This window comes from Kocuria sp. UBA1838 (assembly GCF_002338785.1).
GTDB lineage: Bacteria > Actinomycetota > Actinomycetes > Actinomycetales > Micrococcaceae > Kocuria > Kocuria marina.
In genome coordinates this window covers 15,273-36,382 of sequence record NZ_DDIY01000008.1, presented here as the reverse complement: position 1 = coordinate 36,382, position 21,110 = coordinate 15,273, and the positions used below count along the sequence as shown (strand labels likewise).

Genomic DNA, 21,110 nt, shown 5'->3' with positions numbered 1-21,110 from the left:
CTCGCGGCTGGGCACGCGCCTTTAGCTCAGTTGGTAGAGCAGTGGACTTTTAATCCATGGGTCGTGGGTTCGAGCCCCACAGGGCGCACCACCTCCCGGAACCGGAGACCATGTGCCCCGTGGCGATCACGATCGCGCGGGGCATTTCCGTGTCCGCTCGCATTCGGGGCCCGGGGCGAGCGGCCTTCGGCGCCCCGGACCTGCCCGCGTGCAGCGCCTCTGGCCGAGTCGCGCTCAGTGCGCCGGGCCGACCCGTACGAGGCGCGCGAGCGCCCAGCCCATGAGCGGGCGGTAGGCCAGCAGGACGGGGGCGGGGCCCTGGATCCTGACGTCCGCGCGGGAACCGCCGCTCGGGGTGGGAGCGACATCGTGCGTGAGCTCCAGCGTCACGGGACCCACGCGCACGCGCCAGGACCACGAATGCAGGTTGGCGCGGACGCTCATCACACGGAACGCCGCGGGCACCACGCCCAGGGCCGTGACCACGCCCGAGGTGCCGGGGGCCAGGGTGGTGGAATCGGCGCGGACGTTCGTGAGGTGGGGAGCCCACACGGTCCACAGATCGAGGCGGTCGTAGTGCTGCCACACGTCCGCCGGGCGAGCGGGGCCGGTGCGGGTCACGGTCATGTCCATGGCACCAGTGTGCCCGGGATCCGCGCGGACGGGGGCGTCACGCAACGGTAAGCCCACTGTCGATTGTGGGGCGAGCCGGCGGGCTGGGATCATGGGGCGCATGGACCCGGCCTATCGCGTAGACGTCTTCACCGATCCCGGGCTGTGCTCCGCGATCTTCAGCCGATTGCAGCACCGCCACGGCGGGGACGGCTCCGGGGACTACCAGCTCGTGCGCCGGGACAGGACCATCCCCCTGCGCCCCGACAACAGCCTGGACGTGGACGCCGTGCGCGCGTGGTCCCGCGAGGGTGAGGCCGATTTCCAGGTCGTGATCACGGAGATCCCCCGGCGGGCGGGCAAGCTGCCCAAGATGGCGGAGCTGCACTTCGAGGACGGGCTCGTGATCATCTCGCTGCCCGCGCTGGGGTGGCGGGGGCTCACGACCAAACTGGAACGCGCCATCTTCGACTGCCTGGACACCCTGGCCCATCAGGACCTCCCGGACGTCCAGGACCGGCGTGTGCGCTTCGGAGTGGTCCACGAGCAGGACGTGGACACCGGGCGTTCCGTGTTCATTGCGTCGCCGTGGTGGTGGCCAGGTCGCATCCGCCTGGTCCTGGGCATGGTGCGCACCAACCAGCCGTTCCAGGACGTCACCAAGCTCAAGCGCATGTGGGCGGCGGCCTCGGCCACCGGCGCGTTCGGCGTGTTCTACTCCTCCATCTGGCAGATGTCCCTGGCGTTGCCCCCGTGGCGGCTCGCCCTGATCTCGCTCCTGGCGGTTGGGGCCATGGTGGGGTGGCTGATGTTCAGCAACCGCCTGTGGGACCCGCCCCGGCGGCTCGGCAGTCGCGTGGAGGCCGCGATGTACAACGCCTCCACGATCGCCACGCTGCTCGTGACGGTTCTCACGTTCTACACCGTGCTCATGGCGGGGATCCTCGTGGCCGCTCTGGTGGTGATCGAAGTCGGATACATGCAATCCGTGATCGGAGTCTCTCCCTCGCTGAGCAACTACGTGGACATCGCGTGGCTCTCTGCCTCGCTCGGCACGATCGCCGGTGCTCTCGGGTCGAACTTCGACAGCCACGCGGACATCGAGCGGTTGACGCACGGTCAGCGGAACGCCGAGCGGGTCGAGAAGGACGACGACCGCTGACACGGGTCCCCATGACGGGCATTTGGGGCGTCCGAGCTGTCCCCATTTTGCGCTACGAATCAGCGCCGCCGTCCGGTCGATTGCGCGCAATGGAAGCGGGGAATCGGCCTCCGACATGGGAGAACATGCGCTTGAGTTGATTTGTCCACAAAACTGCGATGGGTCTTGCCCGACGCGGTGACCGCTGGAAATCCTGGTGCGGGCGTGTCAGCATATTCATGTCGCAACACGGGACATTCAGTGATGTGCGGTCATGACCGGGGGGAATACGGGCCGCACGTCGATGACGGATTCGTACGCGTTCCACGCTGGGGGGCGTGGTGTGTTCGGGTCACCCGTGACGCGACGGTACGAGGTTCATGCCGGGGGGCATGTGCTTCGAGCGGACCTGATCCGCGCCGGTTCTCCGGCATATGCGTCCGCTGCGCCGCATGGACTCCTTCGGGGGAATGAGTCCTGGCGCAGCGGACGCAACGCGTTAAGGGGTCGTACGCCCGACCCGGCGCGTCACGGGGCCTGATGCAGAGGGCCGCACCTCGCGCCGTGGTAGGCGCTCCGGTCGCTTCTGCGTGTCCGAACCTGCTGGGACACTCGAGTCATGACCGCGCCCGCGAACACCGCACCCCTCCGGGACCGAGCCCTGCACCACCTCCGTGAGCTCACGGGGAACCCGCACGCCGATTTCCACCCCGGTCAGTTCGAGGCCATCTCCGCACTCGTCCAGGAGCACCGGCGGGCACTCGTGGTGCAGCGCACCGGGTGGGGGAAATCGGCGGTGTACTTCCTGTCCGCGCTGTTGATGCGGGCCCAGGGCTACGGCCCCACGCTGATCATCTCCCCGCTGCTCGCACTCATGCGGGACCAGGTCGCGGCGGCCCAGCGCGCGGGTGTGCGCGCCGCGGCCATCTCGTCCGCCAACCCCACCGAGTGGGCGGAGATCTCCGCGGCACTGGATCGCGGTGAGATCGACGTCCTGTTGGTGTCCCCGGAACGCCTCAACAATCCCCGTTTCCGGGACGAGCAACTCCCACAGCTCGTCTCCCGGCTCGGACTGCTCGTCGTGGACGAGGCCCACTGCATCTCGGACTGGGGTCACGACTTCCGCCCGGACTACCGGCGAATCAAGGACCTGCTCGCGGACCTCTCGGACTCGGTGGCCGTACTGGCCACCACGGCCACCGCCAACGAACGCGTGATCGAGGACGTCCGGGAGCAGCTCGGGGTGGGCTCCGGGTACCGCGGTGAGGTGTTCACCCTGCGCGGTCCGCTGTCCCGCGCGTCCCTGCGGCTCGGCGTGCTGCGACTGCCCTCCACCGCCACACGGCTCGCCTGGTTGCTCGAACACCTGGACCAGCTTCCGGGCAGCGGGATCATCTACGCGTTGACCATCGGGGCGGCGGAGGACACTGCCCGAGCGCTGACGGAGGCGGGCCATCCCGTGGCGGCCTACACCGGTCGCACGGACGCGGCGGAACGCGAGGAACTCGAGGTCGCCCTGAAGGAGAACCGGGTCAAGGCCCTTGTGGCCACGTCCGCGCTGGGCATGGGCTTCGACAAACCGGACCTGGGTTTCGTGGTGCACCTGGGAGCGCCGTCGTCCCCGGTGGCGTACTACCAGCAGGTGGGGCGCGCGGGGCGCGCGACCGACACCGCGGACGTCCTGCTGCTACCGGGCGGCGAGGACCGGGAGATCTGGGAGTACTTCGCCACCGCGTCCATGCCCACCGAGGAGAAGGCCACCGCGGTGCTCACCGCGCTCGCGGAGAACGGCGGCCCGTTGTCGGTCGCGGCTCTCGAGCCGCGGGTCAACATCAAACGCACCCCGCTCGAGCTGTTGCTCAAGGTACTCGCGGTGGACGGCGCGGTGGAACGGGTCTCCGGCGGCTGGCAGAGCACGGGCCGGCCCTGGACCTACGACGCCCCGCGTTACGAGCGGGTGCGCAAGGCCAGGATCGCGGAACAGCAGGCCATGATGGATTACCAGTTCACGAGCGAGTGCCGCATGCGCTTCCTCACCCGTCAGCTCGACGACGCCACCGCGGAGCCGTGCGGTCGGTGCGACGTGTGCGCCGGGCCGTGGTACCCCACCACCGTGCATTCCGACGCCTCCGCCGCAGCGGACGCCGCCCTGCACCGGGCCGGTGTCCCCGTGGAACCCCGCGCGCAGTGGCCCACCGGCATGGATCGATTGGGGTTGCAGGCCAAGGGGAAGATCCCGGAAACGGAACGCGCCGAACGCGGCCGCGCCCTGGCCCGGCTCACCGATCTCGGGTGGGGGCAGCGGTTGCGGGAAATCTTCCGCTCGGACGAGCACGGCGATCCCGTGGATTCGGTGGTCACGGCGGACCTGGGACGCGCGAGCATCACCGTCCTGGCGCAGTGGGACTGGCAGGAACGGCCCACCGCGGTCGTGGCCATGCCGTCACTGTCCCGCCCACAGCTCGTGGACTCGCTGGCCCGCGGGCTCGCCTCCGCGGGGCACCTGCCGTTCTGGGGCTCGCTCGAACTGAACCCGGACGTCCCCCGCGGCTCCCACGGCGGCAACAGCGCCTACCGGCTCGCCGAGGTGTGGGACCGGTTCCTGGTCCCGGAGCCCCTCGCGGAACAGTTGGCGCGGGCGCCGCGGGCGAGCGTGCTGCTCGTGGACGACCTCGTGGACAGCCGGTGGAGCCTCACGGTCGCGGCCCGGCAGTTGCGCCTCGCCGGGGCGGACGCGGTGCTACCGTTCGTACTCGCCGCCCAGGGGTGAATCGGGCCGCCGCGGGATGGATCGGGCACTCTTAAGGGGACACCCAGGCGACGGGAAACGTGTGTAAATTATCCTTGCGACATGGTCGAACACCCGCAACCGCCGCTCGTGGACATCGTGATCCCGGTCCACTCCACCTCGCGGCCTTTGCAGCGGGCCGTGTCTTCGGCATTGCGTGCGGCCCCCGGTGCGGCCCTCGGTCAGTGCCGGGTGACGGCGGTCGCGCATCACCTCACCGCCGAGCAAGTGCATTCCATGTTGAGCGTCGAGCAACGCGCCGTGGTGGACGTCATCGAGTCCGAGGACCGGGGGAGTACCGCGGCCGTGCCGCGCAACGAGGCGCTGCGGCGGACCAGCGCGCGCTACATCAGTTTCCTGGACAGCGACGACACCCTGGATCCCGGCGCGGTGACCCGGTGGCTCGGGATCGCCGAGCGGCGCGGTAGCGACCTGGTCATGCCCTTCCAGCACCACGAGAACCCGAGGGTGGACATCACCCCCATCGTCAGGCCGTTGCGCCGTTCGGATCTGGATCCCGTGAAGGACCGCCTGGGGTACCGCAGCACGGCATTCGGACTGATCCGTATGTCCGCGGTCAGGCGCACGGGGGCTCGCTTTGATGAGTCTGCGAGAACGGGTGAGGACCAGTCCTTCGTCATGGCCCTTTATGCGGGGGCACACCGGATCGATCTCGCGCCCGGTCTCCCCGGGGTGCTGATGCATGCGGATGGTACGGACCGGGTCTCGCGCCAGCTCCTCCCGATCCGAGAAACCGTGGCAGCCGCCCTGGATCTCGGTCGCGAACCCTGGTTCGCAGGGGTCCCGGACGAGCTGAAGCGGTCCTACATCCTCAAGTACATCCGCGTGAACTTCTTCCCCGCTCTGGAACACGCCGTGCGCTCGGGGACCTGGGACGCCCACTACGCGCGGTCGGCGAACGCCGTGTTCGGCGAACTGACGCAGTACGCGCCGCACGTGACGGACCAGCTCTCGCGCGCGGACCTGCGGGTCGCGCGGTTGTTGTCCCCGGGCGCGGGGGAGCGGGAGTTGCTCGCGGCCCTGGCCGAGCGACGTCGTTACACCACGCCGGGGGCGCTGCTCACCGAGCGCTGGACCCGGGTGCTGGGCCGGCAGGCACCCCTACGGGTGATCGCCGCGAGCGCCGTCCAGATGCTGCGTTACCGCTGGGCGCTCGCCGCGGGGTCGCGGAACTGAACCGACCGCCGTCGTGATGGGTCAGCCGCGACGGAACCTGCGCATGACCATGGCCACATGCGGTGCGAGATCACGCCATGAGATCGCACACCACAGCGCCAGGAAAGCCACGGTCGCCAGGACGGTCACGAGCACGCCCTGGTGCGTGAACACGAGCCACAGCCCGGCCAGGATCAGCACGTACCCCAACACCACCCGGAACATGAGACCGAACCATTTCATGCGGTCGTGGACCCACACAATGATCAGCGGCCCCACCGCACTGATGAGGCAGCCAACCAGGTACCCCATGGCCGCGGCCATGACACCGAGCCGCGGACCCCACCACAGGACGGTGGCGACGCCCAGGATCAGCCCGAGCGCGTTGCACGCCGCGAGCGCGCGGACCCCCCAGTTCTCCCCGCCGTTGAGCCGCGAGTTGGAGGCGTTGAAGCTCGTGGCGGAGACCGCGAAGAACAGGACGATGAGCAAGGGGACGGCCCCGGTGAACTCCTCGGCGCGGGCGTTGTAGAGCCCGTGAATCACGTATGGCGCCCAGAGGATGCCCACGCCGAACACGGGTAGGAACATGAGCACCATGACCCGCAGGATGGAATCGAGCTGCTGTTTCATGCCGGTCATGTCCCCGGCGGTGAACATGCGGGCCACGGCCGGCGCGAGGGCCACGAGCATGGAGGAGGAGAGCATGCTGGCCGGCGTCGCGATGCTCACCGCGGCGGAGTACTGACCCACCGCGGCGGGGGTGTCGTAGTGCTTGCCGAGCATCATGGACAGTTGCAGCAGACCCGAAGCGGTGAGGATGTTGATGGACGCCCACGCCGTGAACGAGTTGATCTGCCGTTTGAGGGATGTGGGCAGCGGGCCGCCGGAACGGTGCGGCCAGCCCGGGATCGCGTAGATCAGGTAGCCCAGGCTCAGCGGCACCAGCAGCAGCGGTGTGAAACCACCCAGCAGCACCACGAGCAGGAGGGTCAGGGTGATCCCCGAGCTGATGCAGTCCCACACGGCCGTGGTCACGAACTGGTTGTTGCCGGTGCGCACACCGCGTACGAAGTTGTAGGCGGACAGCGCGATCACCAGCAGGCCCGCGGACAGCGCGTAGCTTGGGGGCAGGTGCAGGAAGTACGTGGCCACCACGACCGCCACCACGGCCAGCACCGCCGAGGCCAGGGCCGCGGTGCGTGACGCGTAGACCGCCACGGACAACTGCTCCTCGCGGTGTTGCTGACCGCGTGCCATGGCAATGAACTTGGCCGCCGCGTTGCCCGAGGCCTGCGGCCACAGCAGGACCAGGAACAGGGCCAGGGAGATGGCCAGGTTGACCCGCCCCAGGATCTCACTGCCCAGGATGTTGCCCACCAGCAGGCTGTACCCGAAACGGGAGAGTCCCTGCACGAACACGGCGATCACGGTTAACGCGAACGACGAACCGATGGGGTTGTCCCGGTTCTCGTGATTCGGCGGGGGGAAGAGGATTCCCCGCCACCGCCGAGAGGGGGAGCCTGAGGTGGGGGAGGATGTCACATCCCGGAGTTTATCGACTCGCGTGTCGACCGGACGCATCCCGCGTCACGGCACGGTAGAGGCGGGAGAACTGCGCACCGATCTCCGCGCGGGAGAACCGGGAGCGCACGGTGGCGGCGATGGCGGCCGGATCGGCCTCACGGAAGCGGTCCCGCGCGGTCTCGATCGCGTCCGCGAGCACGGGGACGTCCCAGCTGTGGGTGAGTACCGAGTTCTCGGGGGTGCAGTATTCGTCGAACCCGCCGCTCAGGGGGACCGCGGCGGGCCGACCGGCCGCGATGGCCTCGGCGACGGCGGTGAAGAAGTTCTCCTGGGCGCTCGGCAGGAAGAAAATGTGCGCGTCGGAGAGCCGCTGGGCGATCTCCGCCGGGGGGACCGCCCCGGTCAGCTCGACCCGGTCCTCGATGCCCAGCTCACGGGCGGTCTGCGGGAGGGACTCCATGAGGGGGCCCTTGCCCACCAGGGTGTAGTGCACGTCCACTCCGCGGCGCACCAGTTCCGCGACGGTCTCCAACGCCAGGACAGGGCGTTTGCGATCGATGAGTGCCCCCACGCCCACCAGTCGCAGGGGCGGGCTCGCCGGGAACTCGGCGGCCGGGTGAGGGTTCTCCACGACGCACGGCACCACGTGGGTCGCCCCGGGGCGGGAGAAGCGCGCCATCTCGGTGCACAGCTCGGCGGTCACGCCCGTGACCGCGTGAGGCAGTCGCAAGGCATGTCGCAGCCACGCCAACCGCTGCCACAGCGGATTCACACTCGCGGGATTGACCACTCCGTTCCAGTGCTCGGTGTGTACCCAGGGCAGCCGTCGCACGGCCCAGGCCGGTGCGCTCAGCAGGACCGCGGAGAACGCCATCGTGTGCAGCACGTCCGCGCCGTGCAGCCCGGCGGAGAGAACGCGGGTCACGTGCGCGTAGGAGCGCGGATCCGTCACGTCGAGCCACACGCGGGTGACAGGGATGCGCTGGTAGACCTCTTGCTCCGTGGTGCGCGTGCGTCGACCGATGTTCACGTGCACCACTGCGACGTCGTGGCCCGCGTCCTGCAGCGCCCAGCAGTGCTCCACGATGAAGGGGGTGCGGCTGGGGGTTTCCGCGTCGGGGAACCACGCGGTGACGACGAGTGATCGCACGGGACGAAGACCTTTCGGGCGGAAGCGGACGGAGCACAACGCCCCGCACTATGACTACCACGCCGGGGTGTGCTGCCGCTGCATCCAGGCGGGAACGACGCGCCCGCCGCTTTGACCGCTCGCGCACCGTGCCGATAAGCTGACGTCCGTTGTTTTGGGATGGACTCGTTCTCATGGAACAGAGCATCACGAACGACACGGAGACGTGCCAGAGCGGCCGAATGGACTTCACTGCTAATGAAGGGTCCGGGTTAAACCGGACCGGGGGTTCAAATCCCCCCGTCTCCGCGGAATGTCGAGGGCCCTGCATGTCATGTGGGGCCCTCGTTCGTATCGGGGGTACCCCCGCAATATTTACATTGGTAAAGTTCGTGGCATTCGCAGTCCAGTGCTCCCGCCCACGGGCGTCAGCCACCTCGATCCGGTGCTGATCCCGCCTCCGCGAGCTGATTCCCGAGGGGGAAATCATGCCACGACGCTCCGCACGAACACTTCTCACGTTGTCCGTCTCCGCGCTGTTGCTGGCCACGGCCGCACCCGCGGCGGCCGCACCCCCGGAGGGGCCCACCCCGGAACAACAGGCCCAGACGAAACCCCCGACCGTGGGCGGCGTCGAATCCCTCGGAAGGGGAACGGGCGCCCAGGGCAAGGTCCTGGCGGAAACCGACCGGATCGTCGTGAAGTTCAAGGACCACGTCCCCGAGGCGCAGAAGGAAGAGGTCCTGACCGAGGTGGGGACGTCCACCGAGATCGAGGATCCGGAGATCGTCAAGACCACGGGCAACGCCGAGCAGGTGGTGGAATCCGACACGATGCTCGACAAGGCGGAGCAGCAAGCGGTGGTCGAGACCCTCGAGAAGGACCCCGCCGTGGAATCGGCGGAACCGGACCTGATCGTGGTCAACGGGCTCGCGGCGCACACGGCGTCCGCCCCGAACGACCGCTACTGGAACTACCAGTGGGGTCCCCGCAACATCGGTGTGCCCTCCGCGTGGTCGCACGGCACGGGTAACGGCGTGGTGATCGGGATCGCGGATACGGGCCAGATTAACCACCCGGACCTCACTCAGCGCACGGTGCGCGGGTACGACTTCCTCTCGGACCTGTACCACTCGCGGGACGGCAACGGCCGGGACGGCAACCCGCAGGACGAGGGCGACTGGAGCCCCGGGCGGCCCAACTGGTGGCACGGTTCGCACGTGGCCGGGATCGCCGCGGCCCACACCAACAACCGCACGGGTATCGCCGGGGTGGCCCCGGACGCCCGGATCCAGCACGCCCGCGTCCTGGGAGCGGACGGCCGCGGGTACGTCTCGGACATCGCGGACGGTGTGATGTGGTCCGCGGGCATCGCCATCCCCGGGGTCCCGCGCAACACGACCCCCGCCAAGGTCGTGAACCTCTCCGAGGCGTGGGACGCTCCCACGTGCGCACCCGTCATGCAGAACGCGGTCAACCGCATGCACAAGATCGGGGTCCCGCTCGTGGTCGCGGCCGGGAACGCGGGCAAGAGCGCCAATCTCGCCGCCCCCGCCAACTGTGGCGGCGCGATCGTGGTCGCCGCGACGTCGTCCCAGAACCGGATTACCGGCTACTCCAACTGGGGGCCCATGGTGGACGTCGCAGCCCCGGGCGGGGACACCAACGCGCCGATCTGGTCCACGGTCAACACGGGGGCGTTCAGCCTGGGCGCTCCCTCGTACGGGGACCTGAGCGGGACGTCCATGGCGGCGCCGCACGTGTCCGGGGTGATCGCGCTCATGAAGGAACGCAACCCGAACATCGGCGTGGAGGCCATCCGCAAGACCCTGCGGGACACCGGCGTGAACGTGAACGGTTACCGCAAGGTGGACGCGGTGCGCGCCGCCCGCGCGGTGGCGCCCACCACGCGCGGGGCGATCGCCACGTACTACAAGTCCCACGGCGGGGCGGGCGTCTACGGCAATCCGACCACCGGGGAGCGGGACACGGGCGTGGGCGGCGTCGTGCAGCACTTCGTGAAGAACGGGCGCACCACCAAGCTCTACTGGTCCTCCCGCACCGGGGTGCGCGAGGTCCGCACGTGGACGGGCATCGGCTCGCGCCACGAGGGCCTGGGCGGTGCCCGCGCGGTGGGCATCCCGTTCAACAACGAGCAGCGCACCGCCACGGGAGGCTACTACCAGAGCTTCGTGGACCCGCGTTCGGGCAAGACCACCAAGATCCTGTGGAGCGCTCGCACGGGTGCGCAACCGATCGTCGAGAGCTCGGGCATCGGCCGAGTCTGGGTCCGCAAGGGGTACGAGACCAAGGCGGGGTACCCGATCTCCCCGGAGGTCCGCACGTCCACCGGCGCCTACCAGCGGTTCCAGAACATCAAGACGGGCGAGCGCACGCAGTACACCTGGACCCCGCGCGGGGGTGTCAAGGTCACCCGCATCAAGTGACCGCCCCGCGGTGATCCACCCGCTGCATTCCTGGCCCGAAAGGGCACGCCACCGATTGGCAGCGTGCCTTTTCGGGCCTCGGATGTTCTCGAGCGGTTCGTGGGCGGGGTACGACAGCGCTGCGGCATCCGCGCGCGAACATTACCGAGCGGCGTCGTCCCCCACGCGGGTCAGTTCCGTGGGGGTGGAGCGGCGCATGAAGCACGTGAGCACGAGGACGGTCGCCGCGATCACCGTGGCGGTGACGAATGCCGCGTGGACGCCGGGGATGGAATCGGTCACGGTGGTGCCGTCGGCCTGTCCATGAATCACGGTGCCGGCCTGCAGGACGCCCACGAGCAACGCCGTGCCCGCGCCGCCGGCCACCTGTTGCAACGTGGACAGCGTCGCGGAACCGTGCGAGTACAACTGCGGCGGCAGCGGGTTCAGCCCGGAGGTGAACGCGGGCGTGAAGATCAGCGCGAGCCCCACGGACATGGATATCTGCAGGGTCACGATCCACCACACGGGGGTGTCGGACTGCAACCGGGAGAAGCCGAACATCGCGAGGGTCAGCAGTGCGGCACCGGGAACAGCCAGGGGACGGGGGCCGAACGCGTCGAACAACCGACCCACGAGCGGTCCCAGCAGACCCATGATGAGCCCACCGGGCAGCAGGATCAGGCCGGTCTGCAGGGTGTCCAGCCCGCGGCCCGTCTGCAGGTAGAGGGGCAACACGATCACACCGCCGAACAACGCCATCATGCCGAGCGCGAGCACCGCCACGGAGACCGTGAAGTCCCGGTGCCGGAACGTGCGCAGGTCCAGGAACGGTTGGTCCTTGCGCTGCAACCGGATCTGCCGCCACACGAACAGGGCCACGAGGACCACGCCCAGCGCGAGCACGGTGGCACCGCCGGCGGTCGTGGAAAGCCAGCCGGACTCGGCGCCGGCGTGAGAACCGGCGGCCCCCACCACGGACAGGCCCTGGACCAGGGAACCGAAGCCCAGCACGGACAGCACCACGGACAGCAGGTCCAGTGTGAGGCTCCCGCGTTCGCTCACGTCCCGCAACCGCAGCAGGCCGATCACCAGGGCCAGCAGGACGATGGGCAGTACGAACCAGAACACCGTGCGCCACGGGAAGTGCGCCAGGATCAACCCGGATAGCGTGGGACCCAGGGCGGGGGCCACCGAGATCACGATGGACACGTTGCCCATCACCACCCCGCGACGCTGCTGGGGGACGAGCATGAGGATGGTGGTCATCAGCAGCGGGAGCATGATCGCCGAGCCGAAGGCCTGAATCACGCGCGCGGCGATCAGCACCCCGAAACTCGGGGACAGCGCGGCCAGCAGGGTCCCGGCCGCGAAACTGCCCATGGCCAGGGCGAAGACCGCGCGGGTACTGAAGCGTTGTAGCAGGAACCCGGTGGTGGGGATCACCACGGCCATCGTGAGCATGAAGGACGTGGTCACCCACTGCACCGTGGCGGCGTCCACGTGCAGGTCTCCCATGATGTGGGGCAGCGCCACGTTCAGGACGGTCTCGTTGAGGATCACCACGAACGCGGCCACGAGCAGCACCGCAATGGTCCCGGTGGTGCCCTGGGGGGCGAACGTGCGTGGTTCGGCCGGAGCGGCAGAGGACATGGAGAGGTTCCCAGCGTTGGAGCGGACGGGGTCGGGCGGGCCTTCCGGGGCCGGGCCCCTGTAAGGGTAACGGTCACAGACGAGCGCGTGCACATGCGCATCGGGAGCGGTCTGCCAGGCCCGCGGCACGCCCGCGGGTGGTGTGCTGGTCGGTCCGTCGAGCACTCGAGCGCGACACCGGCCGGACGTCCACGTCGGATTCATGCCCGGCCCGAAGGGGCGGTCACCCTTCGTTATCCTGAAGGACGTGGTGATTCAGCAACGCGTGGTGGTGGTGGGAGCGGGCCCCAGAGGCCTGTCCGTGGTGGAACGGCTCGCGGCGCACTCCGCGGCCTACGGGATCCGCGTCCACGTGGACCTGGTGGATCCTTTTCCTCCCGGACCGGGGCACGTGTGGCGCACCGACCAGTCGGAGCTGTTCCTCATGAACACCCCTTCTCTTTTCCCCACCGTGATCGCCGCCGACGGCGCATTGGCAGTCCCCGCGCTGGAGCCCCTGCGGGGGGTGAGCTTCGAACGGTGGCGCCGCGGCGTCGTCGCCGGGGAGATCACCCCGGTGAGCCCGCTCACGGACGAGCAACGCGACCAACTCGCGCGGCTGACCCCGCAGGGGTACCCGCCGCGCGCCACGTACGGGCGCTACCTCGCGTGGGTCTTCGCGACCCTGCGGGAGAACCTGCCGCGCACCGTGGAGCTCGCGGTGCACCGCGCCGAGGCCGTGGACGCGTGGGTCAGGACGGACGGGCGTCATCGCTACTCCGTGGAACTCGCGGGCGGTGTGGTGCTGCCCGCGGACGCTGTCGTGCTCGCGCTGGGCCACCTGGACGCGCACCTGCGTCCGTCCCAGAAGGAACTCGTGGACGGCGCCGCCGAACACGGACTGACGTACTGGCCGCCCACCGTGCCCGCGGACGCCGCGTGGCCCGATCTACCGCACGGCGAGACGGTGCTCGTGCGGGGCATGGGCCTGAACTTCTGCGACGCGCTCGCCCAGCTCACCGAGGGGCGGGGAGGTCGCTTTACGACCGATCTGGACAACCCCGAACGGTTGGTGTACCATCCCTCCGGACGGGAACCGAAGATCGTGGCGGGCTCGCGTCGCGGAACGCCGTACCGGGCGAAGCCGCGGCTCCGGGGGTACTACGCGGCGTCGTTGCAGACCCGCTTCTTCACCGTGGACGCGGTGCGCCACGTTGCGGCCTCGAGCCCCGGCGAGCTGTCCTTCGACCGGCAACTCGGACCCCTGATCCGCAAGGACGCCGTGTGGAACTACTACGTGGTGCTCGCGCGCACGGCACCGGACGCGTTCCTGGGGGACCCCCGGGCGTTCCTGGACCGGCTGGATGAAATCCTCACGGATCGCACGGACGTGAACTGGGCGCGCAAGAGCGATGCGCTGATCTCGGACTCGGTGGTCCCCGGGCGGCAACTGCAGCAGGCCCGGCTCGCTCGGCCCTTCGAGGACGTGAGCTTCGCGAGCCACGACGAGTACGCGGCCGCCGTGGTGCACTACCTGGACCGGGACGTCCACGGGTCCCTGCAGGGTGAGGACGATCCCGTCAAGATGGCGATCGCGTCCCTCAATGCCGCGCGCAGCGTGCTCAAGTGCGTCCTTGCGGAGATCGGCATCTCGGACTCGTCCTGGGTCCACGAGCTGCAGCGCGAGTTCGAACCCTTCGTGGAGGGGCTGGCCTCCGGACCGCCCGTGCTGCGGATCCAGCAGCTCGCCGCGCTGACCCGCGCGGGGATCGTGCGGTTCCTGGGCCCCGAACCGCGCTTCGTCGTGGACCGCTCCGAGGGTTACTTCGTGGCCGCGTCCCCGTGGGTCGAGGCGGCACCCGTGCGCTCACGGTGGATGATCGAGGCCATGTCCCCGAGCAACGACGTCCACCGCAACATCTCCCCGCTGCTCACGCACATGCACGAGCGCGGCCTGGTGCGCGCGAAACTCATGGAGACGCGCGACGGCGCGAGCCCCGAGACAAGCACGGGTCTGGACGTCTCGCGCGAGCGTCCGCGGGGTGCCCACGACGACGACGCCGCGGCCGGCTCGTTCGTCTACCGCGCCGTGGGGGACAAAGACGCGGTGGAACCGGGCATCCACGTGATCGGTCTACAACTGTCCTCGGTGCAGTGGGGTGTGTCGATCGCGGCCGAGGCCGGTGCACCGGCCCACCTGGGTGCCCGGACCATCGCGGACGCGGACGCCATCGCCCGGGAGATCCTGGGGGAGCCGCGCGCCCGGCAGTGATCCGGTCCGGGCGGCGTCATACGGGGAGTGACCGTGCGCGGAGCAACCGCGCGCCATGGGACCGGGACGGGTGGGCTCGGGCCGGCGCCGCCGGGATCACGTCGACCCGGCCGGGATCGCGCCGAACCATGCGGGTCCCACCACAACCGCGCCGTCGGCTCAGCCCAGGAGGGTGCGGGCGGTGCGTTCGTCGGTGACGAGGTGGGACACGTACCCGGCCCGCAGTGCCGCGCGCAGGACCGGGGTCTTCGCTGTTCCGCCGGCCACGCAGATCCGGATCTCCTTGTGCCGCAGGGAGTCCAGGGGGATGGCCACGGTGCGGGCGTCGAGCTCGGGCACAGCGGGGTTGCCGGCGTCGTCAATAAAGTGCGAACACAGGTCACCCACCGCGCGCTGCGCGACCCCTTCCCGCTCCTCGGTGGTCAGGTAGTCGCGTGCGAGCAGGGGTGCGTCCCGTCCGGCGGAGCCCACGGTGAACACCGCCACCCGGGCGCTGCGGCCCAGGTCCAGGACGTACTCGATGTGCCGGTCCTGCGCCACGAGGCGTTTGACCTCGGGGCTGTCGAAGAGCGCCGGGAGGGGCAGCGTGTGGGGGTAGGCGTTGAACGCGGTGCAGAACATCCGCACGGTCTCGAAGTGCCCCGCCGCCGGTGAGGCCAGGCTGCTGCCGCCTTTGAGCTGGACCATGTGCACGCCGCTACGCGGTTGGGGGGTCAGCGCCTGGGCCACGGCGCGCATGGTGCGACCCCACGTGATGCCCACGAGATCGCCGTCGGCCACATTCTCCTCGAGCATGCGCGCCCCGGCGGCACCCAGGTTGTGCAGCAACTCGTGCTCGGTCTCCGCATCGGCCACCACGGTGGCCTGGGCGAGCCCGAACGCGGAGCACAGCTCGCGCCCCACGTCCGTGGACACCGTGCGGGGGTCCCGGATCTCGATGCTCACGAAACCGCGCTCGCGCGCGTGCTGCAGCAGTTTGGACACCGTGGGGCGGGACATGGCCAGTGTCCGGGCCACCTCCGCCTGGGACAGGCCGCGTTCGTGGTAGAGCCGGGCCGCCTCCAGGGACTGGACGTCCCGCGCGGTCAGGTCCACGACGGCGCTCCGGTCACCGGAAGTGCCGTCACCGTCACAGCCCGATGATCACGCCGACGAGCGCGGCGTTGAGCATGTTCGTGAGGAACCCGCCGAACAGGGCGAACAAGCCCATCTGGGCCACGTCCGCGCGCCGGTCCGGGGCCAGCCCGCCGATGGAACCGATCTGGATCGCGATCGAGGACAGGTTGGCGAAGCCCGCGAGCGCGAACGTGGTGATCAGCACGGACTGGGGATCCAGGTTGGGGATCTCCGGGCCGAACGCGGTGTAGCCCACGAACTCGTTGAGGATGGTCTTCTGGCCGATGAAGTTGCCCACCTGTGCGGCGTCCTGCCACGGCACGCCCAGGGCCCACGCGAGCGGCGCGAAGATGATCCCGAACAGCCCCTCGAGGGACCAGCCCTCGAAACCGAAGAGTGAGCCGACCCAGCCGAGCACGGCGGAGACCAAGGCGATCAGCGCGATGAACGCGATCAGCAGGCAGCCCACGATCACGGCGATCCGGCCGCCGCTGATGGCGCCGTTGCCGATCGCGTCGATCAGGTTCTTGGACTCGGTGTCCCGGACCTTCAGCGTGTTCACGGAGGCCACGGAGGTCTCGGTCTCGGGCATGAGGGCCTTGGCCACGAGCAGGGAACCGGGGGCGTTCATCACAGACGCGGCGAGCAAATAGGGCAGCGGTGCGCCCAGCAGGGAGTACCCCACGAGGGTCGATCCGGCCACGGCGGCGAACCCACCGGTCATACACGCGAACAGTTCGGAGCGGGTGAGCTTGCTCAGGTACGGCTTGATCATGAGCGGTGCCTCGCTCTGGCCCAGGAAGATCACGGTGGACGCGAACACGGACTCGATCTTGGACGTGCCCATGACCTTGTTCAGCGTCGTGCCCAACACGTGCACGAAGACCTGGATGACCCGCAGGTAGTACAACGCACCGATCACGGCACCCAGGAAGATGATCACGGGCAGCACACTGAGCGCGAACACGAACCCGTTGTTGTCACTGAGCAGCCCGCCGAAGACGAACTGCGTGCCCTCGTTCGTGAACCCGATCAGTCCCTGGACCAGGCCGGAGAACCATTTCAGGGCCTCGTAGCCCGGACCCCACTTGAGGATCAGCAGCGCCACACCCACCTGCAACAGCAGTCCCACCGCCAGAGTGCGCCACTTGATCGCGGTGCGGTGGCGGGATAGGAGAATGATGATGCCCAGGATGAGGACGATCCCCACCAGGCCCTGGAAACGGTCCACGGTGACCCCAGCTTTCGACTTCCGGCGCCGCGACGGGATCCGCCGCGGCGCGAACATTTGTCAAAACTATAATTGACAAATTTTCCGATACGCCGCCTAGGATTGCAGGACAGGTCGTGTCCTGGGACGCCCGGCGCCGACACGACACCGTGCCGCAGCTACACGAGGGAGTGATCACGGTGGTTGAAGCGTTCGACGCCGTCGACGTCATCCGCATGAAACGGGACCGCGAGACGCTGTCTCCCGAGGCCATCGACTGGGTGATCGACGCCTACACGCGCGGCGTGGTCGCGGACGAGCAGATGTCCGCGCTGGCCATGGCGATCTTCCTCAACGGGATGGACCGAGCGGAGATCTCGCACTGGACCCAGGCCATGATCGATTCGGGCGAGCGCATGAATTTCGGGGAGCTGTCCCGCCCCACGGCGGACAAGCACTCTACGGGTGGCGTGGGGGACAAGATCACGCTGCCGCTCGCCCCGCTCGTCGCGAGCTTCGGGGTGGCCGTCCCGCAGCTGTCCGGGCGGGGGCTCGGGCACACCGGTGGGACCCTGGACAAGATGGAGGCCATCCCCGGGTGGCGTGCGGATCTGAGCAACGCCGAGATGATGGACATCCTGGACACCGTGGGCGCGGTGATCTGCGCCGCCGGAACCGGCCTGGCCCCCGCGGACAAGAAGCTCTACGCGCTGCGTGACACCACCTCCACGGTGGAGTGCATCCCGCTGATCGCCTCCTCGATCATGTCCAAGAAGATCGCCGAGGGCACCGGAGCCCTGGTCCTGGACGTCAAGACCGGCCCGGGCGCGTTCATGAAAGCGGAGGAGGACGCCCGCGAACTCGCGCGCACCATGGTCGAGCTCGGCAAGGACCACGGCGTGGACACCGTGGCCCTGCTCACCGACATGTCCCGCCCGCTGGGGCGCACCGTGGGCAACGCCCTGGAGGTGCGCGAATCGGTCGAGGTGCTGGCCGGGGGTGGCCCGAGCGACGTCGTGCGCCTGACCGTGGCGTTGGCCCGCGAGATGCTCGCGGCGGCCGGCGTGCACGACGCGGACGTCGAGGAGGCCCTGCGCGACGGCCGCGCGATGGACACGTGGAAGCGCATGGTCGCCGCCCAGGGCGGGGACCCGGACGCCCAGCTGCCGCAGGCGGAGCACACGCAGGACGTGCTGGCCGAGACCTCGGGCGTGCTCATCGAGATGGACGCGATGTCCGTGGGCGTGGCGTCCTGGCGACTGGGTGCTGGCCGCGCCCGGCAGGGCGACCCCGTCCAGGCCGGCGCCGGCGTGGAGATCCACGCGGTGCCCGGCGAGCGTGTGAGTAAGGGCCAGAAGCTGTTCACCCTGCACACCGACACCCCCGACCGCTTCGAGCGCGCGCTCGAGTCCCTCCACGGCGGCGCCACGATCGACCCCGATGCCGCCGAGGGCACCGGGGCGCGCGACGACGTCGTGCTGGACCGCATCGCCTGACCCACCGTCCGACCGCAACGACGGCGCTCGGGGACCGGGCGTCGTCGCCCCACCGTGGTGCATTGTCACCGCGCCGCACCACCCCCGCGAGGAGAACCGCATGATCACCCGTGAAGAACTGGCCGCCATGGTCGACCACACCCTGCTCAAGCCCGAGTCCACCGCCGATCAGGTCGCCGAGCTCGCCCGGGAGGCGGGTGAACTCGGGACGTACTCCATCTGTGTCTCCCCGTCCCGGCTGGACGTGGACCTGCCCGAGGGGGTCAAGCTCGCGACCGTGTGCGGCTTCCCGTCCGGCGCGCACCCCGCCCAGGTCAAGGCCGCGGAGGCAGCCGTGTCCGTGGCGAACGGCGCGGACGAGGTGGACATGGTCATCAACCTGGGCCTCGCCGTCGCGGGGGACTGGGACGGCGTGCGCGACGACATCGAGGCCGTGCGCGCGGCGTGCCCCGCGCCCGCGGTGCTCAAGGTGATCATCGAGTCCGCGACCCTGACCGACGATCAGATCGTGGCCGCGTGCCGCGAGGCCGAGGCCGCCGGCGCGGACTTCGTCAAGACGTCCACGGGCTTCCACCCCGCGGGCGGGGCGTCGGTCGAGGCGGTGCGCCTCATGGCCGAGACCGTGGGCGGGCGCCTGGGCGTGAAGGCCTCCGGCGGGATCCGCACGACCGAGGCCGCGCTGGCCATGATCGACGCCGGCGCCACGCGCCTCGGGCTGTCCGGGACCCGCGCGGTGCTCGAGGGGCTCGATTCCTGATGAGCGACCAGCTGCTCGAGCGGGTGCGGCAGTGGGTCGAGCACGACCCCGATCCCGCGACCCGCGACGAACTCACCGAGCTGTCGAACGCCGCCGCCTCCGGTGACGAGCCCGCGCTCGCCGAGCTCGACTCGCGCTTCTCCGGACCGCTCGTGTTCGGCACCGCCGGGCTGCGCGCGGCCGTGGGCGCGGGGGAATCGCGGATGAACCGCGCGGTCGTGATCCGCGCGAGCGCCGGGCTCGCCTCCTTCCTCACGGAGCGCTCGGGGCCCGCGCCCCTGGTCGTGGTCGGGTGCGATGCGCGCCACGGTTCCGAGGACTTCGCCGCCGACGCCGCTGCGGTCTTCTCCGCCGCCGGATGCCGGGCCGTGCGGTTGCCGTCCCGGCTGCCCACCCCGCTCGTGGCCTACGCCGTACGCCAACTGGGCGCGGACGCCGGCGTCATGGTCACCGCGTCCCACAATCCGCCCGCGGACAACGGGTACAAGGTCTACCTGGGCGGTCGCGCGGTGGGCTCCGACGACGAGCGCGGCGTGCAGATCGTGCCCCCGGACGACGCCCTGATCGCTGAGCACATGGCCGCCGCCCCTCCCGCGGATCGCGTTCCCCGGGACTCCTCGCGTGTTTCAGCCGCCGACGCCGATCTGGTCGCCGGCTACATCGAACGCGCCGGGTGCCTGCGCGACCCCGAGGCCCGTTCCGAGATCTCCATCGCGCTGACCCCCATGCACGGCGTGGGCCTGGACACCGCGCTCGCCGTACTGCGTGGCGCCGGTTTCGAGCGGGTCTCCGTGGTGGCCGAACAGGCCGAGCCGGATCCCGACTTCCCGACTGTGACCTTTCCCAATCCGGAGGAACCCGGGGCCATGGACCTGCTCGTGGCACTCGCAGCGGACCAGGACGCGGACGTCGCGATCGCCCTGGACCCGGACGCGGACCGCTGCGCCGTCGCCATCCCCACGGGCGCGGGCACGGGCGATCCCGCACGTGACTGGCGGCGACTGAGCGGCGACGAGCTCGGCGCGTTGCTGGGGGAGAACGCCGCAGCGGATCCCGATCGCGCGGGGGACACCCTCGCGTGCTCGATCGTCTCCGGGCGGTTGCTCGGGCGGATCGCCGAGCACCACGGGCTCTCGTTCCGTCAGACCCTCACGGGGTTCAAATGGATCGCCCGCACCCCCGGGCTGCGTTTCGGGTACGAGGAAGCCATCGGCTATTGCACCGATCCCAGCGCCGTGCGTGACAAGGACGGGATCTCCACGGCCGTGCGGGTGGCCTCCTACGTGGCCGCTCTCAAGGACCGGGGCGCCACGGTGCAGCAGGAACTGGACCGGCTCGCCACGCTCCACGGGCTCTACGCGACCGCGCCGTTGACGTTCCGGGTGGCGGATCTCTCGCTCATCACCCGCGGGCTGGACCGGTTGCGGGAGAACCCGCCGCGGGAGATCGCGGGCTCGTCCGTGGTCGAGTACACGGATCTGTCCAAGGGCGGGCCCGAAATGCTGCCCACCGAGGGGATCCTCATCCGCACCGAGGCCGATGACCGCGTGATCGTGCGGCCCTCCGGGACCGAGCCCAAGCTCAAGTGTTACCTCGAGGTCGTCCTCCCGGTTCCCGAGGGCGGTGCCGTTCCCCGCGAGGAGGCCGCGGCGCGGCTCGAGCGGATCAGTGAACAGCTGCGGGAGGTCGTGGGGCTCTGAGCTCCGCGCCCGGACTGCACTTCGGGAACCGCTGGGTGGTTCCCCTGGTGACGAGGGTCGCGTAGGCCACGAAATTCTCGTCGAAGGTGCCGGTGGCGGGGTCGTAGCGGTCGCACGTGATGAGCCGC

The 21,110-nt window shown here is 69.8% G+C and carries 14 protein-coding genes and 2 tRNA genes; 10 read left to right on the top strand and 6 right to left on the bottom strand.

The genetic code is table 11. The annotated features are described in order from the left end of the window. Positions 1-15: 15 nt before the first annotated feature. A tRNA-Lys gene (locus B3I25_RS04620) sits at positions 16-91 on the top strand. A 143-nt stretch (positions 92-234) separates the two neighbouring features. On the opposite strand, the gene B3I25_RS04615 is transcribed toward B3I25_RS04620, so the two are convergent. Next, positions 235-633, bottom strand: coding sequence for an SRPBCC family protein (locus B3I25_RS04615; protein ID WP_286738001.1), 399 nt, complete (start codon positions 631-633; stop codon positions 235-237). Between the two features lie 100 nt (positions 634-733). Between B3I25_RS04615 and B3I25_RS04610 the strand changes: the two genes are divergently transcribed. The 3 genes from B3I25_RS04610 (at position 734) to B3I25_RS04600 (ending at position 5,738) form a co-directional block, all read left to right on the top strand. After that, on the top strand, positions 734-1,774 hold the full coding sequence (locus B3I25_RS04610) for a hypothetical protein (protein ID WP_286737998.1): 1,041 nt from the start codon (positions 734-736) through the stop codon (positions 1,772-1,774). A 598-nt stretch (positions 1,775-2,372) separates the two neighbouring features. Further along, the gene (locus tag B3I25_RS04605; RefSeq protein WP_286737997.1) at positions 2,373-4,523 is read left to right on the top strand and encodes a RecQ family ATP-dependent DNA helicase; all 2,151 of its coding nucleotides are present in this window, start codon (positions 2,373-2,375) and stop codon (positions 4,521-4,523) included. 81 nt (positions 4,524-4,604) lie between these two features. Next, positions 4,605-5,738: a glycosyltransferase gene (locus tag B3I25_RS04600; protein WP_286737996.1), complete on the top strand. Its 1,134-nt coding sequence runs from the start codon at positions 4,605-4,607 to the stop codon at positions 5,736-5,738. A 21-nt stretch (positions 5,739-5,759) separates the two neighbouring features. Here B3I25_RS04600 and B3I25_RS04595 read toward each other — a convergent pair whose 3' ends face one another. Both B3I25_RS04595 and B3I25_RS04590 read right to left on the bottom strand, forming a co-directional pair. Then, positions 5,760-7,262, bottom strand: a complete 1,503-nt coding sequence (locus B3I25_RS04595; RefSeq protein WP_286737994.1) for a lipopolysaccharide biosynthesis protein — start codon at positions 7,260-7,262, stop codon at positions 5,760-5,762. A 10-nt stretch (positions 7,263-7,272) separates the two neighbouring features. Further along, entirely contained in the window at positions 7,273-8,394 is a 1,122-nt protein-coding gene (locus B3I25_RS04590; protein WP_286737992.1) for a glycosyltransferase, read from the bottom strand. A 199-nt stretch (positions 8,395-8,593) separates the two neighbouring features. Here B3I25_RS04590 and B3I25_RS04585 point away from each other — a divergent pair. Beyond that, positions 8,594-8,682: transfer RNA gene (locus B3I25_RS04585), tRNA-Ser, on the top strand. Positions 8,683-8,861: 179 nt separating this feature from the next. Beyond that, complete coding sequence (locus B3I25_RS04580) at positions 8,862-10,820, top strand: S8 family serine peptidase (protein ID WP_286737990.1); 1,959 nt, start codon at positions 8,862-8,864, stop codon at positions 10,818-10,820. A 141-nt stretch (positions 10,821-10,961) separates the two neighbouring features. On the opposite strand, the gene B3I25_RS04575 is transcribed toward B3I25_RS04580, so the two are convergent. Next, positions 10,962-12,452: an MDR family MFS transporter gene (locus tag B3I25_RS04575; RefSeq protein WP_286737989.1), complete on the bottom strand. Its 1,491-nt coding sequence runs from the start codon at positions 12,450-12,452 to the stop codon at positions 10,962-10,964. A gap of 247 nt (positions 12,453-12,699) precedes the next feature. Here B3I25_RS04575 and B3I25_RS04570 point away from each other — a divergent pair, with 247 nt between their 5' ends. Further along, a complete protein-coding gene (locus tag B3I25_RS04570) occupies positions 12,700-14,703 on the top strand; it encodes an FAD/NAD(P)-binding protein (RefSeq protein ID WP_193520046.1) in 2,004 nt (667 codons plus the stop codon). A 159-nt stretch (positions 14,704-14,862) separates the two neighbouring features. Here the strand turns inward: B3I25_RS04570 and B3I25_RS04565 are convergent, their stop codons facing one another. Then, positions 14,863-15,798: a sugar-binding transcriptional regulator gene (locus tag B3I25_RS04565; RefSeq protein ID WP_098054289.1), complete on the bottom strand. Its 936-nt coding sequence runs from the start codon at positions 15,796-15,798 to the stop codon at positions 14,863-14,865. A gap of 34 nt (positions 15,799-15,832) precedes the next feature. Next, positions 15,833-17,050 (bottom strand): NupC/NupG family nucleoside CNT transporter, encoded by a 1,218-nt coding sequence (locus B3I25_RS04560; protein WP_064846321.1) that lies wholly within the window; start codon positions 17,048-17,050, stop codon positions 15,833-15,835. 179 nt (positions 17,051-17,229) lie between these two features. On the opposite strand from B3I25_RS04560, the gene B3I25_RS04555 reads away from it, so the two are divergent. The 3 genes from B3I25_RS04555 (at position 17,230) to B3I25_RS04545 (ending at position 20,982) form a co-directional block, all read left to right on the top strand. Continuing rightward, positions 17,230-18,525 (top strand): thymidine phosphorylase, encoded by a 1,296-nt coding sequence (locus B3I25_RS04555; protein ID WP_064846320.1) that lies wholly within the window; start codon positions 17,230-17,232, stop codon positions 18,523-18,525. 100 nt (positions 18,526-18,625) lie between these two features. Continuing rightward, positions 18,626-19,282: a deoxyribose-phosphate aldolase gene (deoC, locus tag B3I25_RS04550; RefSeq protein WP_193520043.1), complete on the top strand. Its 657-nt coding sequence runs from the start codon at positions 18,626-18,628 to the stop codon at positions 19,280-19,282. Next, the gene (locus B3I25_RS04545; RefSeq protein ID WP_286737986.1) at positions 19,282-20,982 is read left to right on the top strand and encodes a phospho-sugar mutase; all 1,701 of its coding nucleotides are present in this window, start codon (positions 19,282-19,284) and stop codon (positions 20,980-20,982) included. Before deoC ends, B3I25_RS04545 begins: the two co-directional genes overlap by 1 nt. Positions 20,983-21,110 lie beyond the last annotated feature (128 nt).

What these genes read in the sequence shown, in the direction of transcription:
- B3I25_RS04545 (WP_286737986.1), top strand. Translation starts at nt 19,282, where the DNA reads ATGAGCGACCAGCTGCTCGAGCGGGTGCGGCAGTGGGTCGAGCACGAC.
- deoC (WP_193520043.1), top strand. Translation starts at nt 18,626, where the DNA reads ATGATCACCCGTGAAGAACTGGCCGCCATGGTCGACCACACCCTGCTC.
- B3I25_RS04610 (WP_286737998.1), top strand. Translation starts at nt 734, where the DNA reads ATGGACCCGGCCTATCGCGTAGACGTCTTCACCGATCCCGGGCTGTGC.
- B3I25_RS04605 (WP_286737997.1), top strand. Translation starts at nt 2,373, where the DNA reads ATGACCGCGCCCGCGAACACCGCACCCCTCCGGGACCGAGCCCTGCAC.
- B3I25_RS04600 (WP_286737996.1), top strand. Translation starts at nt 4,605, where the DNA reads ATGGTCGAACACCCGCAACCGCCGCTCGTGGACATCGTGATCCCGGTC.
- B3I25_RS04575 (WP_286737989.1), bottom strand. Translation starts at nt 12,452, where the DNA reads ATGTCCTCTGCCGCTCCGGCCGAACCACGCACGTTCGCCCCCCAGGGC.
- B3I25_RS04580 (WP_286737990.1), top strand. Translation starts at nt 8,862, where the DNA reads ATGCCACGACGCTCCGCACGAACACTTCTCACGTTGTCCGTCTCCGCG.
- B3I25_RS04615 (WP_286738001.1), bottom strand. Translation starts at nt 633, where the DNA reads ATGGACATGACCGTGACCCGCACCGGCCCCGCTCGCCCGGCGGACGTG.